Here is a 14,963-nt window from a genome sequence, read left to right as displayed (position 1 = left end):
TTTTTACCCGCCCGGGAACCCCTCCGTGGAAGGGTTCGTGTGTCGTATTTACCATATTTTATAGCGCGTGCGTGTGGTAGCGCACACTGACCATGAAAAACGGCGCCACCAGGGCGCCGCTTCCGAGTCGCCGCCAAAGCGGCGACATCGGCCATCCACATCCACTACCAAGCCGATTACTTGGCGTTCATCAGCGCCACGGTGGTATCGAGCATCCGGTTGGAGAAGCCCCACTCGTTGTCGTACCAGCTCGACACCTTGACCAGGTTGCCGGACACCTTGGTCAGCGTCGCGTCGAAGGTCGACGAAGCCGGGTTGTGGTTGAAGTCGACCGACACCAGCGGTGCGGTGTTGTAGTCGAGGATGCCCTTCAGTTCGCCTTCCGAGGCGGCCTTCAGGATCGCGTTCACTTCGTCGACGGTGGTTTCGCGCGCGGCGACGAACGACAGGTCGACCAGCGACACGTTGATGGTCGGCACGCGGATCGCGAAGCCGTCCAGCTTGCCGTTCAGTTCCGGCATCACCAGGCCGACCGCGGCGGCGGCGCCGGTCTTGGTCGGGATCATCGACTGGGTCGCCGAACGGGCGCGGCGCAGGTCCTCGTGGTAGACGTCGGTCAGCACCTGGTCGTTGGTGTAGGCGTGCACCGTGGTCATCAGGCCGGTCACCACGCCCAGCTTCTCGTGCAGCGGCTTGACCAGCGGGGCCAGGCAGTTGGTGGTGCACGAGGCGTTCGAGATCACGGTGTCCGAAGCCTTCAGCACGTTGTGGTTGACGCCGTAGACGATCGTCGCGTCGACATCCTTGCCGCCCGGCGCGGAAATGATGACCTTCTTGGCGCCGCCGGCCAGGTGGGCCGAGGCCTTTTCCTTCGAGGTGAAGAAGCCGGTGCACTCCATCACCACGTCGACGCCCAGCTCGCCCCACGGCAGCTCGGCCGGGTTGCGATTGGCCAGCACGCGGATCTTGTCGCCGTTGACGACCATGTAGTCGCCCTCGACCGACACGGTGCCCGGGAACTTGCCATGGGCGGTGTCGTACTGCGTCAGGTGGGCGTTGGTCTTGGCATCGCCGAGGTCGTTGATCGCGACGATCTCGATGTCATGCTTCTTGCCGCCTTCGTAGTGGGCGCGCAGCACGTTGCGGCCGATACGGCCATAGCCGTTGATGGCAACCTTGATGGTCATGGTACGTCTCCTGAACGGGAAGTAGAAAAAGCTGCGGGCGCCCGGGCCGGCGACGGCAGCGCCGCCGCGCCCGCACGTCCCTCGAAGTCAGATCACGCTCTTGACGGTGTTCGCCACGTTCTCGACGGTGAAACCGAAGTGCTTGAACAATACGCCAGCCGGCGCGGATTCGCCGAAGGTGTCGATGCCCACCACCGCCTGCACCTGGTACTTCCACCAGAAGTCGGTGACGCCGGCCTCGACCGCCACGCGGGGCACGCCCGCCGGCAGGACTGCCGACTTGTATGCCGCATCCTGCTTGTCGAACACAGTCGTCGAGGGCACAGACACGACGCGCACGCGGATGCCTTCCGCGGCCAGCTGGTCGGCCGCGCCGACCGCCAGGCCGACTTCCGAGCCGGTGGCGACGATCACCGCATGCGGCAGGCCGGTGCGCGGGTCGACGTTGTCGCGCAGCACATAGCCGCCGCGCGCGATGTTGGCGCGGGTGGCGTCGTCGCGCTTCTGGAACGGCAGGTTCTGGCGGCTGAAGATCAGGCAGCTCGGGCCATTCTGGCGGCGGATTGCCTCGGCCCAGGCCACCGCGGTCTCGGTGGTGTCGGCGGTGCGCCAGACGTCCATATTCGGGATCAGGCGCAGGCTGGCCACGTGCTCGATCGACTGGTGGGTCGGACCGTCCTCGCCCAGGCCGATCGAATCGTGGGTGAACACAAACAGCGTGCGGATCTTCATCAGCGCCGCCATGCGCAGCGCATTGCGGCTGTAGTCCGAGAAGGTCAGGAAGGTACCGCCGTAGGGGATGTAGCCGCCATGCAGCGTGATGCCGTTCATGATCGCGCTCATGCCGAACTCGCGCACACCATAGTTGATGTGGTTGCCCCAGGCATCGACGCGCACCGCCTTGCTGCCCGACCAGTTGGTCAGGTTCGAGCCGGTCAGGTCGGCCGAGCCGCCGAGCAGTTCGGGCAGCACCGGCGCCAGCGCCTCGATCGCGTTCTGGCTGGCCTTGCGGGTGGCGATGGTCTCGGCCTTCTCCTCGCACTTGGCCAGGTAGGCTTCCACCGCGGCGTCGAACGCGCCGGGCAGCTCGCCGCGCATGCGGCGCTCGAACTCGCCGGCTTCGTACGGATAACGCTCCGAATAGCCCTCGAACAGCGCGGTCCAGGCCTTCTCCAGCGCCGCGCCGTTGGCCTTGGCGTCCCACGCCGTGTAGACCTCTTCCGGCAGCTCGAACGGAGCGTGGCTCCAGCCCAGCGCCTCGCGCGTGGCCAGGATTTCGGCGCCGCCCAGCGGGGCGCCGTGCACGTCGTGGCCGCCCTGCTTGTTCGGCGAGCCCTTGCCGATCACGGTGCGGCAGCAGATCAGCGTCGGCTTGTCGCTGGCCTTGGCCTGCGCGATGGCGGCATCGATCGCGTTGACATCATGGCCATCGACCGCGCGGATCACGTTCCAGCCGTAGGCCTCGAAGCGCTTCGGGGTGTCGTCGGAGAACCAGTGCTCGACGTCGCCGTCGATCGAGATGCCGTTGTCGTCCCACAGCGCAATCAGCTTGTTCAGCTGCAGCGTGCCGGCCAGCGAGCAGGCCTCGTGGCTGATGCCTTCCATCAGGCAGCCGTCGCCGAGGAAGACATAGGTGTAGTGGTTGACGATGTCGAAGCCGGGACGGTTGAATTCCTCGCCCAGCAGCCGCTCGGCCAGCGCCATGCCGACCGCGTTGGTGATGCCCTGGCCCAGCGGGCCGGTGGTGGTCTCGACGCCCGGCGTGATGCCGTATTCCGGATGGCCCGCGGTCTTGCTGTGCAGCTGGCGGAAGTTCTTCAGCTCCTCGATCGGCAGCTCGTAGCCGGTCAGATGCAGCAGCGCGTACAGCAGCATCGAGCCGTGCCCGTTGGACAGCACGAAGCGGTCGCGGTCGGCCCACTTCGGATTGACCGGGTTATGCTTCAGATGACGGCTCCACAACGCGACGGCGATATCGGCCATGCCCATCGGCATGCCCGGGTGGCCCGAATTGGCCTGCTGGACGGCGTCCATCGCCAGGACGCGGATCGCATTGGCCATCAGCGACGCGGGCTGGCTGGCATAGGGGCTGGTGGCTGGGTGTGCGAGGTGAGACATGCGGCGGGAAATTGGCGGCGGGAAAAGCGCGATTTTACCAGAACGAGGCGACGTTTCCGGTACGGCGGCGACCCCGCCGGCGCCTTCCGAGGCGGCCCTCGAATGGCGCGAATGGCTGACGAGCGGCGTCGGCTCCACACTGGCTGACATCACCCTCCGGGCCTCGGTGCGCTCAGCCCACCAGCACATCGAGATCGGCGAGCATCCGCTGTTCGGCCGCGTGTTCCGGCTCGATGGCCGCATCATGAGCGCGGAAGCCGACGCGTTCATCCAGCATGAGGTGATGGTCCATCCGATGGCGCTCGCTCACGGCTCACCCGCCAGCGCGCTGGTGATCGGGGGCGGCGACGGCGGCTCGGCGCGCGAACTGCTGCGGCTGCCGGGCATGCGCGAGGTCGTGGTCGCGGAGCTCGATGCCGAGGTGGTCCGGCTGGCGCGGCGCTGGCTGCCGGGCATCCACCACGGCGCCTTCGACGATCCGCGCGTGACGCTCGAAATCGGCGACGGCCTGGCCGTGATGGAGGCGCTGCGCGATTCGGGCCGCCGCTTCGACCTGCTGGTGTTCGATCTGACCGAGGCCGACGATGGCAGCCCCGCCGCCGCGCTGTTCGGTGCGCGCGGCCTGCAGGCGGCGCACGACTGCCTGGCGCCGGGCGGCGCGATGTCGCTGCATCTGGGGCCGCCTTTCCACCGCCCCGACACGGCGCGGCTGCTGTGGCGGCGGCTGGGCGACCATTTCCGCCTGGTGCAGCCGATGACGGTGGCGATCCCGGTCTATGGGGCGCTGTGGGCGATTGCGGTCGCCAGCGACACGCTGGACGTGCGCGCCGCCGATCCGGTCATGCTGGCCGCGCGGCTCGCGGACTGGCAGCTCGACGGCGCGCTGCGCTGCTATCACGCCGGCCTGCATGCGGCGCTGTTCGCGCTGCCGCGCCACCTGCAGCCGCTGTTCGACGGCGGCGCCACATCGGCATGATATGCTCGGCTGACCGCTCCACCGGGGGGGGGACTTGCGGCAAGCCAGGCGCAGCGCTCGTCCGGCGTTCGCTTCGCGCGCGATGCCTGCCACCGTGGAGCGTGCGTGCAGGTGCGCCCACCCCGGCGCCTCTGCCGTACGGAATCCGGGAGGACACCATCATGACCAAACCTGCCAACACGCCCTGGCTGATTCCCTACCTGACCGTCAGCGATGCACGCCGCGCGCTCGACTTCTACAGCCGCGCCTTCGGCTTCGTGCCTGGCAATGTGGTCGACGAGAACGGCGTGCCCACCCATGCCGAGATGCACTATCACGGCGAGCTGGTCGTGATGTTCGCCCCCGAGGGCGCCTGGGGCAGCACCGCGCGCACGCCGCGCTCGACCGGCTTCGAATGCCCGCAGACCTTCTACCTCTACTGCGACGACGTCGACACGATGCATGCCCGTGCGGTGGCGGCCGGCGCGGTCAGCCTGATGGCGCCCGGCGACCAGTTCTGGGGCGACCGCTATTGCATGGTCGAGGACCTCGACGGCTACCGCTGGGGCTTCGCCCGCCCGCTGGACCAGGCCGTCGCCGCGGCCACGGGTTCTGAGGCTGCCTGAGCGACTGACAGCCTGACCGCCCGGATGCCGGAGCCCGATGCCGCGATGGGGTCCATGTCGGCCCGGTTGCCCATATCGGCCCTGTCGCCCATGTTGCCCATATTGCCCATGGCGGTTGTCGCGCCCATCCTGCGGACCCGCCCCGCCTGACCGATTTTCCCTGGATTCGATGCCACCCCGCTTCTACGTCGATCAACCGCTTGCCCCCGATACCCTGCTGCCGCTGCCCGAGGCGGTGGTGCGCCATGTCCAGGTGCTGCGCCTGCATCCCGGCGAGCCCATCACGCTGTTCGACGGGCGCGGCGGCAGCCATGCCGCGACGCTGGTCGAGATCGGCAAGCGCAGCGCGACCGCACAGGTCGGCGCGCGCGACACCGCCGAATGCGAACTGCCCTTCCGCGTGACGCTGGCCCAGGGCATTGCCGGAGGCGACAAGATGGACTGGCTGATCGAGAAGGCCGTCGAGCTTGGCGTCGGTGCGATCCAGCCGCTGCAGACCGCGCGCGCGGTGGTGCGGCTCAGCGGCGACCGTGCGCAGAAGCGCCACGCGCACTGGCAGGCGCTGGTCACCGCGGCCTGCGAACAATGCGGGCGCAATCGCTTGCCGGCGGTGTCGCGGGTGGCTAACTTGGAGGCGTGGCTGGCGGCGATTCCGGCCAATGCCGGACAGCGGCTGCTGGTATCGCCGCGCGCCGAATCGACGCTGGTGGCCCTCGCGCAGGCACACCGTGACGACTGGATCGCCAGCGGCGTCACGCTGCTGATCGGGCCCGAAGGCGGACTGTCGCCCGAGGAAGAACGCGCCGCGCTGGCGCAAGGTTTCACGGCGGTGTCGCTCGGACCGCGCATCCTGCGCACCGAGACCGCCGGTCTGGCCTGCCTGGCCGCGCTGAACGCGCTGCTGGGCGGATTCTGACGGCACCGCGCCGTCGACCGCTATCGAGCCGAGCCGGTCCGCGCAGCATGGCACCGGCCGGTCCGATAAACGAATCAACAACAAGGAGCTGAAGATGGGACTGCTCGATAGTGTGCTTGGCGGCGTGCTCGGCCAAACCAATCCAGCGCAGGCCGGCGAATCCGGCCAAGCCGGCATGAATCCGAAGATGATGCTGGCGCTCGGCCTGCTGGCGATGCTGGCCATGCGCGGCCGCCAGGGTGGCGCCGAGGCGACGCAAGACCCGGCCGGCATGGCGGGCGGACTGGGCGGCGTGCTCGGGGGGTTGGCCGGCGGCGGTGGCGGGCTCGATCTCGGTTCGCTGCTGGGTGGCCTGCTCGGCGGCCAGGGCGGCGCGGCCGGCGAGGCACAGACGATCGGCGCCGCGGCCGGCGGCATCGGCGCGCTGCAGCAGATCCTCGCGCAGGCGGGACTGGGCGAGCAGGTGTCCTCGTGGATCGGCACCGGTCCGAATCAGCCGGTGTCGCCGTCCTCGCTGGCCGAGGCGCTGCAAGGCACCGGCGCGCTCGACACGCTGTCCTCGAGCACCGGCATGTCGCGCGACGACGTCGCGGCGCAGCTCAGCGCCGGCCTGCCGGAACTGATCGATCAGCTGACGCCGCAGGGCCAGGTGCCGCCGGCGGCCTGATCGTTTCCGCGACGTATCGGAACGGCCGCCGCGCCGTTTTGCACGCAAAAAAGGCCCGCCGTTTTGGCGGGCCTTTTCTATCCGAGGTTCCTGCGCGGCGATGCGCGGGAATCCGGCGAACGCGCCAGCTTGACGCGGTCAGGCGAACGAGTAGAACACGCGGAATTGCACGCGGCGCTCGGCCCAGAATTCCGCGGCGTCGCGGAACACGTCGAGCAGCGTCTCGCGCGCTTCCTTGTCGAACTTCTGCGCGCAGGGCAGACCTTCGAGCACGATGACGAAACCGGGTTGCACGCCGGCCTTGTGGATCATGTCCGTCAGGCAATCGGCCAGCGCATCGAAGTTCTTGCCGAAGTGCTTCGGAAAGAGGAACGCGGTGGCGATGGTTTCCAGCACCTCGCCCTTGGTCGTGCAATGGGCGCAATTGGCGTAGAGGAAATGCTGGCCGAGGTCGGCGGCAGCCTGTGCCAGCTCGGGCACGCGGAAGGCGCGGATCGACTGAACGATATTGGGTCGCACGGTCTTGAACAGGTTCAACGCGGCCTCCCTGCCGCAGGCCACTTCGGCGTTGCCGTCCTGCGGCGATGCCGGCGGCAGTTTATTGTGCGCGACCTCGTAGCGGGGCATCATCAGCACACTGTCATAAAGGTTCTGGGCATGTTGTTGAGCCCGCTGCCAGCCATCTCCGGCGCCGCGCTCTTCGCGGGCGGCAAGGGCGTCGCCCAGTCCGAAAATGTCAGTCATCATCTGATTATCCGTTTGAAGCTGTTGTAGTGGTCTTCCGTGTAATAGCAGTCGTTGGCGGCCCGTTGTTCGCCGCCACAGACGATTCGCTTCGCGCCCCGATTCCGGCTGCCCGGACGGGCAACCGTGTACTCACGGTAATAGCCGCGCGGCCGCCGAGGCAGGATCCGTTCATAGTTGCCGAACCGCGAGCCATCCTTTGCGTAGGGATACGGCCCCCCGGCCTCGATGCGCTGCAGCGTCTGCTGTGCCTCGTTGGGCAGTTGCTGCACTGCAATGGTTCCCAGCGTATCCGACAGCACCTCCGGGGACTGCTTCGCCTGAGCCGGTTGCGCCAGCGTGGCCGCCACGGCCACCACAGCCAAGGTGTGCAGAACTCCGCGCGCAACCCGTTGGAGCGAAGGCTGGACCCGTTGCAGGATCTTGTCGGAGCGCGATGCGCGTTGCGGCAAAGAAGTCGGGGAACCCACGTTGTCTGGTCTGGTGGCGCAGCAATCCAACGCCAAGCGCGGTCGACGGATCGCCTGCATCGAAGGCGCTAGGTTACGCGCAAGCTGTTAAATAATCAATCCCCGCGCCTCGGTGACGGCGAAAACCTGAATTGTTTCAATGCGTTAATGGAATGTATGCGCACACTAACCGAGTTTCAGCGGCGATAAAAAAGCCGGGGCATGCCCCGGCTCCTCCACTCGCGTGGCGAGTTCTTACCGCTTCGCCGCGGCGTCCACCACCACCAGCGACGTCATATTGACGATGCGGCGGACCGTCGCCGACGGCGTCAGGATGTGCACCGGCGCATTGACACCCAGCAGGATCGGGCCGATCGCGACGTTGTTGCCGGCGGCCGTCTTCAGCAGGTTGTAGGCGATATTGGCCGCGTCGATGTTCGGGCACACCAGCAGGTTGGCTTCGCCCTTGAGCGTACCGTCCGGCACCAGCTGGTCGCGCAGCTTCTGGTCCAGCGCGCAGTCGCCATGCATCTCGCCGTCGACCTCCAGCTCCGGCGCGCGCTCGCGCAGGATGGCCAGCGTCTCGCGCATCTTCTGCGCCGACGGCGCCTCGGACGAGCCGAAGTTCGAATGCGACAGCAGCGCGATCTTGGGCTCGATGCCGAAGCGCTTGAGCTCCTCGGCGGCCATGATCGTGATCTCGGCCAGTTGCGTCGCGCTCGGATCGACGTTGACGTGGGTGTCCACCAGGAAGATCTGGCGGCCCGGCAGCACCAGGCCGTTCATCGCCGCATAGACCTCGTTGGTGCCGCCCAGCACCTGGTCGATGTAGCGCAGATGCGCGGCGGTATTGCTGACCGTGCCGCAGATCATGCCGTCGGCCTCGCCCTTGTGCACCAGCATCGCGCCGATCAGCGTGGTGCGGCGGCGCATCTCGAGCTTGGCGTACTGCGGCGTCACGCCCTGGCGCGCCATCATCCGGTAGTAGGTGTCGGAGTAGTCGCGGAAGCGGTCGTCGTGTTCCGGGTTGACCACGGTGAAGTCCACGCCCATGCGCAGGCGCAGGCCGAAGCGTTCGATGCGGTGGGTCAGCACGGCCGGGCGGCCGATCAGGATCGGGTTGGCCAGCTTCTCGTCGACGATCACCTGCACCGCGCGCAGCACGCGCTCTTCCTCGCCCTCGGCGAACACGATGCGCTTCTTCTCCATCGCCACCTTGCGGGCGGCGGCGTAGATCGGCTTCATCAGCGTGCCCGAGTGGTAGACGAACTGCTGCAGTTGCAGCTTGTACGCCTCCATGTCCTCGATCGGGCGGGTCGCCACGCCGGAGTCCATCGCGGCCTGCGCCACGGCCGGCGCGACCTTGACGATCAGGCGCGGATCGAAAGGCTTCGGAATCAGGTATTCGGGGCCGAACGACAGGTCCTGGATGCCGTAGGCGGTAGCGACGATATCGCTCTGCTCCTGCCGCGCCAGTTCCGCCACGGCGTGCGCGGCGGCGATTTCCATCTGCTTGGTAATGGTGGTCGCGCCCACGTCCAGCGCCCCGCGGAAGATGAACGGGAAGCACAGCACGTTGTTGACCTGGTTCGGATAGTCGGTGCGGCCGGTGGCGATCACCGCGTCGGGCCGCACTTCCTTGACCTGCTCCGGCATGATTTCCGGATTCGGGTTGGCCAGCGCCAGCACCAGCGGACGGTCGGCCATGCGTTGCACCATGTCCTGCTTGAGCACGCCGGCGGCCGACAGGCCCAGGAAGATGTCCGCGCCGTCGATGACCTCGGCCAGCTTGCGCTTGTCGGTCTTCTGCGCGAAGCGCGCCTTCTCCGGATCCATCAGCTCGGTCCGGCCCTCGTAGACCACGCCGGCCAGGTCCGTGACCCAGATGTTCGACAGCGGCAGGCCGAGATCGACCAGCAGGTCCAGGCAGGCCAGTGCCGCGGCGCCCGCGCCCGAGGCCACCAGCTTGACGTCCTTGATGTCCTTGCCGACCACGCGCAGCCCGTTGATGACCGCCGCGCCGACCACGATCGCGGTGCCGTGCTGGTCGTCGTGGAAGACGGGAATCTTCATCCGCTCGCGCAGCTTGCGCTCGACGTAGAAGCATTCCGGCGCCTTGATGTCCTCGAGGTTGATGCCGCCGAAAGTCGGCTCCAGCGAGGCGATGATATCGACCAGCTTCTCCGGGTCCTTCTCGTCGATCTCGATATCGAAGACGTCGATGCCGGCGAACTTCTTGAACAGGCCCGCCTTGCCTTCCATCACCGGCTTCGATGCCGCCGGGCCGATGTCGCCCAGGCCGAGCACCGCGGTGCCGTTGGTGACCACGCCGACCAGATTGCCGCGCGCGGTGTAGCGGAAGGAATTGGCCGGGTCGGCGACGATTTCCTCGCAGGCGGCCGCCACGCCCGGCGAGTAGGCCAGCGCCAGGTCGCGCTGGTTCGACAGCGGCTTGGTCGGCGTGACCGAGATCTTGCCCGGGGTCGGAAACTCGTGATACTCGAGGGCGGCTTTGCGCAGCGCCTCGCGCTGCTGCTGTTTCAGTTCGTCTTGCGAGAGTGCCTGCGAATTCGGCTGCGAAGCGGGCTGCGAAGGACTGGTCATCGGCGCATCTTCCGGTCTGTGGAGCCGTGTTTGACGAAGCGGAAAACGGTGGGAACACACCCTCGCGGGCCGGCTCCACCTGCCCGCTGTCTCCTGATCGAGCCCCGCATTTTATATTGTGAAATTTTATTTCACAATAAGCGTTTTGCGAGAGGCACCTTTGCGTTTCGGTACAATATGCCGGATGCGGGCGGGACTGACCAGCCACGCATGCCGTCCGAGCTTCCGTCCGGCGGCGCCGTCACCAGACTCCCGGGACTCTCCCGCCTTCCTGCCGCGCCCCGCCGGGCGGGTTTCCGAGCCGACTCCAGCATGCCTTCGACAGACGCCGCCCCAGCCGCGCCCGCTTCCGCCGATCCCTCGGCGAACCCTTCGGCCGATCCCTCCGCCGATCCTTCCGCGCCGCTTTCCGAGTTTGAACTGATCCGCCGCTATTTCACCCGTCCGGCCCGCAAGGCCGTGCTCGGCGTCGGCGACGACTGCGCGCTGCTGGATCCGCGCCCGGGCCATCTGCTGGCGGTCAGCAGCGACATGCTGGTCAGCGGCCGGCACTTCTTCCCCGACGTCCCGCCGCGCGCGCTGGGCCACAAGGCGCTGGCCGTCAACCTGTCCGATCTGGCGGCGATGGGCGCCGAGCCGCGCGCCTTCACGCTGGCGCTGGCGCTGCCCGAGGCCGATCCCCCCTGGCTGGCCGAACTGGCCGCCGGCATGCTGGAACTGGCCGACGCGCATGGCTGCGAGCTGGTCGGCGGCGACACCACGCGCGGCCCGCTGACGCTGTCCTTGACGGTGTTCGGCGACGTGCCGCGGGGCAGCGCGTTGCGCCGCGACGCCGCCCGCCCGGGCGACGACATCTGGATCTCCGGCACGCTGGGCGATGCACGCCTGGCGCTGGGCGATTGCCGCGGCGAATGGCTGCTGCCCGAGCCCGACTTCACGCTGGTGCGCCCGCGCATGGACACGCCGACCCCGCGCGTGGCGCTTGGCATGGCGCTGCGCGGGCTGGCCCATGCCGCGCTCGATATCTCGGACGGCCTGGTCGGCGATCTGGGCCATATCCTGGAGCGATCGCAGGTCGGCGCGCTGCTCGACGTCGATGCGCTGCCGCGCTCGGAGGTCCTGGCGAGCCAGCCGCGCGACTGCCAGCTCGATTGCGTGCTGGCCGGCGGCGACGATTACGAGCTGTGCTTCACCGCCCCGGTCGGGACGCGCGAAGCGCTGGCCGCGCTGGCCGAGCGGTTGGTTCTGCCGCTGACACGGGTCGGCACGATCACCGCCGAGCCCGGGTTGCGCCTGGTCGATGCCGGTGGCGGGCCCGTCTCCTTCCGGGCCCGAAGCTTCGATCATTTCGCCAACCCCTGACAGCCGGACGGCGGCATGTCATGATGCCGCCATGCGGCGGAGCGCCGCGCCGCCGGCCGCCTGCCGCGCCGGCGAGTCCCGCCTCCGACCGCGATAACAAACGAGCCAAATACCTTGATGTCCGCCTATCCTCCCGGTTCGGCGTCTACCGATCCCGCGATGACGCTGGAGGCCGGTCAGACCGCCAAGATCCTGCGCCCGACGGCGCGCTTCATGCTGTCCCACCCCGCGCATTTCATCGCGCTGGGCTTCGGTTCCGGCCTGTCGCCGGTGATGCCCGGCACGGTCGGCACGCTGTACGGCTGGCTGTCCTTCGTCGTGATCTCGCTGTGGGTGCAGCCGTCCGCCTGGCTGTGGATCATCGTCGGCGGCTTCCTGATTGGCCTGTGGGCCTGCGCACGGACCGCGCGCGCGATGGGCGTGCACGATCACGGCAGCATGGTGTGGGACGAGATCGTGGCGTTCTGGCTGGTGCTGGCCTTCGTGATGCCGACCGGCTTCTGGGGCCAGTTCGCCGCCTTCCTGTGGTTCCGGCTGTTCGACATGGCCAAACCCGCGCCGATCGCCTATTACGACCGCACGCTCAAGGGCCCGGGCCTGCGCGGCGGCTTCGGCGTGATGTTCGACGATCTGGTCGCGGCGTTCTACACGCTGCTGGTGTTCGCGCTGTGGCGCTCGTTCTGAGCGCATCCACGCCGCCGCATCCGAACCGTACCGATTCACCGCCAGCACGAGAGCCGTCATCATGTCCATCAGCCGCTTGCTCGACCAGCTTGCCGTCCAGGCCGGCATCGCCCTCAAGGAAAAATCGCTGATGGTCGCCACCGCCGAGTCCTGTACCGGCGGCCTGGTGGCGGCCGCCATCACCGACGTCGCCGGTTCGTCCGGCTGGTTCGAGCGCGGCTTCGTCACCTACTCGAACGAAGCCAAGAGCACCATGCTCGGCGTTCCGGCCAAGCTGATCCGCGATTTCGGCGCGGTCAGCGAGGAAGTCGCGCACGCGATGGCCGAGGGCGCGCTGCTCAACAGCCGTGCCCAGGTGGCGCTGTCGATCACCGGCGTCGCGGGCCCGACCGGCGGCACGCCGGAGAAGCCGGTGGGCATGGTCTGCTTCGGCTGGAGCAACCGCATCGTGACGCGGGTCGAGACCCAGCGCTTCAAGGGCGACCGCCAGCAGATCCGCCGCCAGGCCGCCGAGCATGCGATGCGCGGCCTGCTCGACCTGGTGCGCAACGAGGCCTGAGCGCCGGGGCGGCGGTTCGCCCGTTCGCCCGTTCGCCCAACACCCGAGCGCCCGAGCACCCGAGCACCCGAGCACCTCAGTACCCAAGTACCCAAGTACCCAGGCGCAGCGGCCCCGCCGTTCAGCCCTGGCGGAAGCGGTTGATCGTGTCGCGCGTCTGCAGCGCGGCGCGGCGCGCGGCCGCGGCGAAGTCCTTCTCGCGGCTGGCGTAGAGGATCGCCCGCGACGAATTGATCATCATGCCGGTACCGTCGGCGCTGCGACCCGCCTTGACCGTGGCTTCGATATCGCCGCCCTGGGCACCGATGCCCGGAATCAGCAGCGGCATGTCGCCGACCAGCTCCCGCACCTTGGCGATCTCGTTCGGGAAGGTCGCGCCGACCACCAGCCCCATCTGCCCGGTGGTGTTCCAGCGCGCCGCGGCCTGCTCGGCCACCAGCTGATAGATCGGCTTGCCCTCGACCTGCAGGAATTGCACGTCCGAGCCGCCCGGATTCGAGGTCCGGCACAGCACGATGACGCCGCGCTCGGGATAGGCGAGATACGGCTCCACCGAATCGAATCCCATATAGGGGCTGACCGTGACGGCATCGGCCTGATAGCGGTCGAACGCCTCGATCGCGTAATGCTGCGCGGTCGAGCCGATGTCGCCGCGCTTGGCGTCGAGAATCACCGGGATGCCGGGATGTGCGTCGTGGATATAGTGGATCAGCTGCTCGAGCTGGTCCTCGGCGCGCTGCGAGGCGAAGTAGGCGATCTGCGGCTTGAAGGCGCAGACCAGGTCGGCGGTGGCGTCGACGATCTCGCGGCAGAAGGAAAAGATCGCGCCGCCGGCGCCGGTCAGCGACAGCGGCAGCTTGCCCGGATCCGGATCGAGCCCGACGCACAGCAGCGAATCGTTGCGCCGCCAGGCCTGGGTCAACTGCTCGGTGAACGGGACGGGAGGAACGGAAGGACGGGTCATGGATCGCTCGAATGCGTGGCATCCGGGCCCGGGATGGGCCGCGGCGGACCGTTGGCTATCGTCTGTCGGCACGGGCAGAGAATCGCGGCGGCCGGCGACGGTCGGGTCGTTGCCGGCAATTTTACCCGTTGCATGCTATCTTCCTTGCGCTTTTCCGACAGACGAAACCAATAGAAAGAGCGGTAACGCACCGGTAACCGCCTCCCCTCCATGACTCTCGATCGCCGCAACCTTGCCCTGCTCGTCGCGCTGACGCTCGCCTGGGGCGTCAACTGGCCCGTGATGAAGATCGGCGTGGCCCATTTCCCGCCGCTGGGCTTTCGCCTGCTGTGCATGGCCGGCGGCCTGATCGCGCTGGGGCTGGCGCTGCGCGCCAAGGGCATCCCGCTGACGCTGCCGCGCGAGACCTGGGGCACGGTGTTCAAGCTGGCGCTGCCCAATATGGTGATCTGGCACCTGCTGGCGATCGGCGCGGTCAAGATGCTGTCCTCGGGCCGCGCCGCGATCCTCGGCTACACGATGCCGATCTGGGCCGTGGTCTGGGGCCTGGTCTTGTTCCGCGAGCGCATCTCGGCCTGGGCCTGGGTCGGCATCGGCTGCGCGCTGGCCGGCACGCTGCTGCTGATGTCGAGCGAGTTCGGCGCGCTGACCGGCAGCCCGACCGGCACCGTGATGATGCTGGCCGCCGCGGCCGGCTGGGGCTACGGCACCCAGCTGATGAAGCGCACCCCGGTCGATATCCCGCTCGGCACGCTGACCTTCTGGATGCTGGCGGTCGCGCTGCCCTTCCTGCTGGCCGGCACGCTGCTGTTCGAGGAGGGCTGGCGCATGCCCAACGCGATCGAATGGGCCGCGATCGTGTACAACGCGGTGGTCGTGTTCGCCTTCTGCCATCTGGTCTGGTTCGCGCTGGCCCGTTCGCTGCCGCCGGTGGTATCGAGCCTGTCGATCATGTTCATCCCGGTGGTCGGGGTCTTCTCCGGCATGTGGATGCTGGGCGAGCAGCCCCACTGGCAGGACTACGCCGCGATCGTGCTGATGTTTGCCGCGCTGGCCTCGGTGCTGCTGGTACCGCTGCTGATGCCGCGGCTGCGCCGTCGCGCGTAAGGCGGGCAGAGCCGCAGCCGC

The 14,963-nt window shown here is 68.1% G+C and carries 14 protein-coding genes; 8 read left to right on the top strand and 6 right to left on the bottom strand.

Translation table 11 applies throughout. The features are described 5' to 3' along the window. Positions 1 to 176: 176 nt before the first annotated feature. Both gap and tkt read right to left on the bottom strand, forming a co-directional pair. Entirely contained in the window at positions 177 to 1,187 is a 1,011-nt protein-coding gene (gap, locus tag K7G19_RS10215) for a type I glyceraldehyde-3-phosphate dehydrogenase (RefSeq protein ID WP_006579985.1), read from the bottom strand. An 87-nt stretch (positions 1,188 to 1,274) separates the two neighbouring features. Continuing rightward, on the bottom strand, positions 1,275 to 3,305 hold the full coding sequence (tkt, locus tag K7G19_RS10210) for a transketolase (protein ID WP_187829091.1): 2,031 nt from the start codon (positions 3,303 to 3,305) through the stop codon (positions 1,275 to 1,277). Positions 3,306 to 3,471: 166 nt separating this feature from the next. Between tkt and K7G19_RS10205 the strand changes: the two genes are divergently transcribed. The 4 genes from K7G19_RS10205 to K7G19_RS10190 all read left to right on the top strand — a co-directional run bounded on the left by K7G19_RS10205 (position 3,472) and on the right by K7G19_RS10190 (position 6,469). After that, positions 3,472 to 4,281 (top strand): spermidine synthase, encoded by an 810-nt coding sequence (locus tag K7G19_RS10205; protein WP_226107141.1) that lies wholly within the window; start codon positions 3,472 to 3,474, stop codon positions 4,279 to 4,281. A gap of 161 nt (positions 4,282 to 4,442) precedes the next feature. Further along, positions 4,443 to 4,886, top strand: a complete 444-nt coding sequence (locus K7G19_RS10200) for a glyoxalase/bleomycin resistance/extradiol dioxygenase family protein (protein WP_149316632.1) — start codon at positions 4,443 to 4,445, stop codon at positions 4,884 to 4,886. Between the two features lie 169 nt (positions 4,887 to 5,055). Next, entirely contained in the window at positions 5,056 to 5,802 is a 747-nt protein-coding gene (locus K7G19_RS10195) for a 16S rRNA (uracil(1498)-N(3))-methyltransferase (RefSeq protein WP_226107140.1), read from the top strand. 94 nt (positions 5,803 to 5,896) lie between these two features. Next, positions 5,897 to 6,469 carry a YidB family protein gene (locus K7G19_RS10190; RefSeq protein ID WP_149316630.1) on the top strand — a complete coding sequence of 191 codons (573 nt, stop codon included), beginning with the start codon at positions 5,897 to 5,899 and terminating at the stop codon, positions 6,467 to 6,469. A gap of 138 nt (positions 6,470 to 6,607) precedes the next feature. Here K7G19_RS10190 and K7G19_RS10185 read toward each other — a convergent pair whose 3' ends face one another. The 3 genes from K7G19_RS10185 to K7G19_RS10175 all read right to left on the bottom strand — a co-directional run bounded on the left by K7G19_RS10185 (position 6,608) and on the right by K7G19_RS10175 (position 10,266). Next, on the bottom strand, positions 6,608 to 7,216 hold the full coding sequence (locus tag K7G19_RS10185; protein WP_006579293.1) for a barstar family protein: 609 nt from the start codon (positions 7,214 to 7,216) through the stop codon (positions 6,608 to 6,610). After that, positions 7,213 to 7,587 (bottom strand): ribonuclease, encoded by a 375-nt coding sequence (locus tag K7G19_RS10180; RefSeq protein WP_226107650.1) that lies wholly within the window; start codon positions 7,585 to 7,587, stop codon positions 7,213 to 7,215. The genes K7G19_RS10185 and K7G19_RS10180 overlap by 4 nt, the downstream gene beginning before the upstream one ends. Before the next feature lie 330 nt (positions 7,588 to 7,917). Beyond that, positions 7,918 to 10,266: an NADP-dependent malic enzyme gene (locus K7G19_RS10175; RefSeq protein WP_149316628.1), complete on the bottom strand. Its 2,349-nt coding sequence runs from the start codon at positions 10,264 to 10,266 to the stop codon at positions 7,918 to 7,920. 312 nt (positions 10,267 to 10,578) lie between these two features. Here K7G19_RS10175 and thiL point away from each other — a divergent pair, with 312 nt between their 5' ends. The 3 genes from thiL to K7G19_RS10160 all read left to right on the top strand — a co-directional run bounded on the left by thiL (position 10,579) and on the right by K7G19_RS10160 (position 12,871). Next, complete coding sequence (gene thiL / locus K7G19_RS10170) at positions 10,579 to 11,628, top strand: thiamine-phosphate kinase (RefSeq protein ID WP_226107139.1); 1,050 nt, start codon at positions 10,579 to 10,581, stop codon at positions 11,626 to 11,628. Positions 11,629 to 11,745: 117 nt separating this feature from the next. Further along, complete coding sequence (locus K7G19_RS10165) at positions 11,746 to 12,312, top strand: phosphatidylglycerophosphatase A (RefSeq protein ID WP_149316626.1); 567 nt, start codon at positions 11,746 to 11,748, stop codon at positions 12,310 to 12,312. 61 nt (positions 12,313 to 12,373) lie between these two features. Beyond that, complete coding sequence (locus K7G19_RS10160) at positions 12,374 to 12,871, top strand: CinA family protein (protein ID WP_149316625.1); 498 nt, start codon at positions 12,374 to 12,376, stop codon at positions 12,869 to 12,871. 121 nt (positions 12,872 to 12,992) lie between these two features. Here the strand turns inward: K7G19_RS10160 and pyrF are convergent, their stop codons facing one another. Further along, on the bottom strand, positions 12,993 to 13,835 hold the full coding sequence (gene pyrF, locus K7G19_RS10155) for an orotidine-5'-phosphate decarboxylase (RefSeq protein WP_149316624.1): 843 nt from the start codon (positions 13,833 to 13,835) through the stop codon (positions 12,993 to 12,995). 210 nt (positions 13,836 to 14,045) lie between these two features. On the opposite strand from pyrF, the gene K7G19_RS10150 reads away from it, so the two are divergent. After that, entirely contained in the window at positions 14,046 to 14,942 is an 897-nt protein-coding gene (locus K7G19_RS10150; protein ID WP_226107137.1) for a DMT family transporter, read from the top strand. Positions 14,943 to 14,963: the final 21 nt, after the last annotated feature.

Origin of the sequence: Cupriavidus sp. DB3 (assembly GCF_020418465.1) — a bacterium.
Taxonomy (GTDB): Bacteria; Pseudomonadota; Gammaproteobacteria; order Burkholderiales; family Burkholderiaceae; genus Cupriavidus; species Cupriavidus cauae.
The sequence above is the reverse complement of the archived record's forward strand: the minus strand, read 5'-3'. Positions and strand labels throughout refer to the sequence as shown.

Bases quoted from the DNA above. Each gene is read 5' to 3' on its own strand.
- K7G19_RS10165 (WP_149316626.1), top strand. From the start codon at position 11,746: ATGTCCGCCTATCCTCCCGGTTCGGCGTCTACCGATCCCGCGATGACG.
- pyrF (WP_149316624.1), bottom strand. From the start codon at position 13,835: ATGACCCGTCCTTCCGTTCCTCCCGTCCCGTTCACCGAGCAGTTGACC.
- thiL (WP_226107139.1), top strand. From the start codon at position 10,579: ATGCCTTCGACAGACGCCGCCCCAGCCGCGCCCGCTTCCGCCGATCCC.
- K7G19_RS10150 (WP_226107137.1), top strand. From the start codon at position 14,046: ATGACTCTCGATCGCCGCAACCTTGCCCTGCTCGTCGCGCTGACGCTC.
- K7G19_RS10200 (WP_149316632.1), top strand. From the start codon at position 4,443: ATGACCAAACCTGCCAACACGCCCTGGCTGATTCCCTACCTGACCGTC.
- K7G19_RS10185 (WP_006579293.1), bottom strand. From the start codon at position 7,216: ATGATGACTGACATTTTCGGACTGGGCGACGCCCTTGCCGCCCGCGAA.
- K7G19_RS10195 (WP_226107140.1), top strand. From the start codon at position 5,056: ATGCCACCCCGCTTCTACGTCGATCAACCGCTTGCCCCCGATACCCTG.
- K7G19_RS10190 (WP_149316630.1), top strand. From the start codon at position 5,897: ATGGGACTGCTCGATAGTGTGCTTGGCGGCGTGCTCGGCCAAACCAAT.
- gap (WP_006579985.1), bottom strand. From the start codon at position 1,187: ATGACCATCAAGGTTGCCATCAACGGCTATGGCCGTATCGGCCGCAAC.
- K7G19_RS10175 (WP_149316628.1), bottom strand. From the start codon at position 10,266: ATGACCAGTCCTTCGCAGCCCGCTTCGCAGCCGAATTCGCAGGCACTC.
- K7G19_RS10160 (WP_149316625.1), top strand. From the start codon at position 12,374: ATGTCCATCAGCCGCTTGCTCGACCAGCTTGCCGTCCAGGCCGGCATC.
- tkt (WP_187829091.1), bottom strand. From the start codon at position 3,305: ATGTCTCACCTCGCACACCCAGCCACCAGCCCCTATGCCAGCCAGCCC.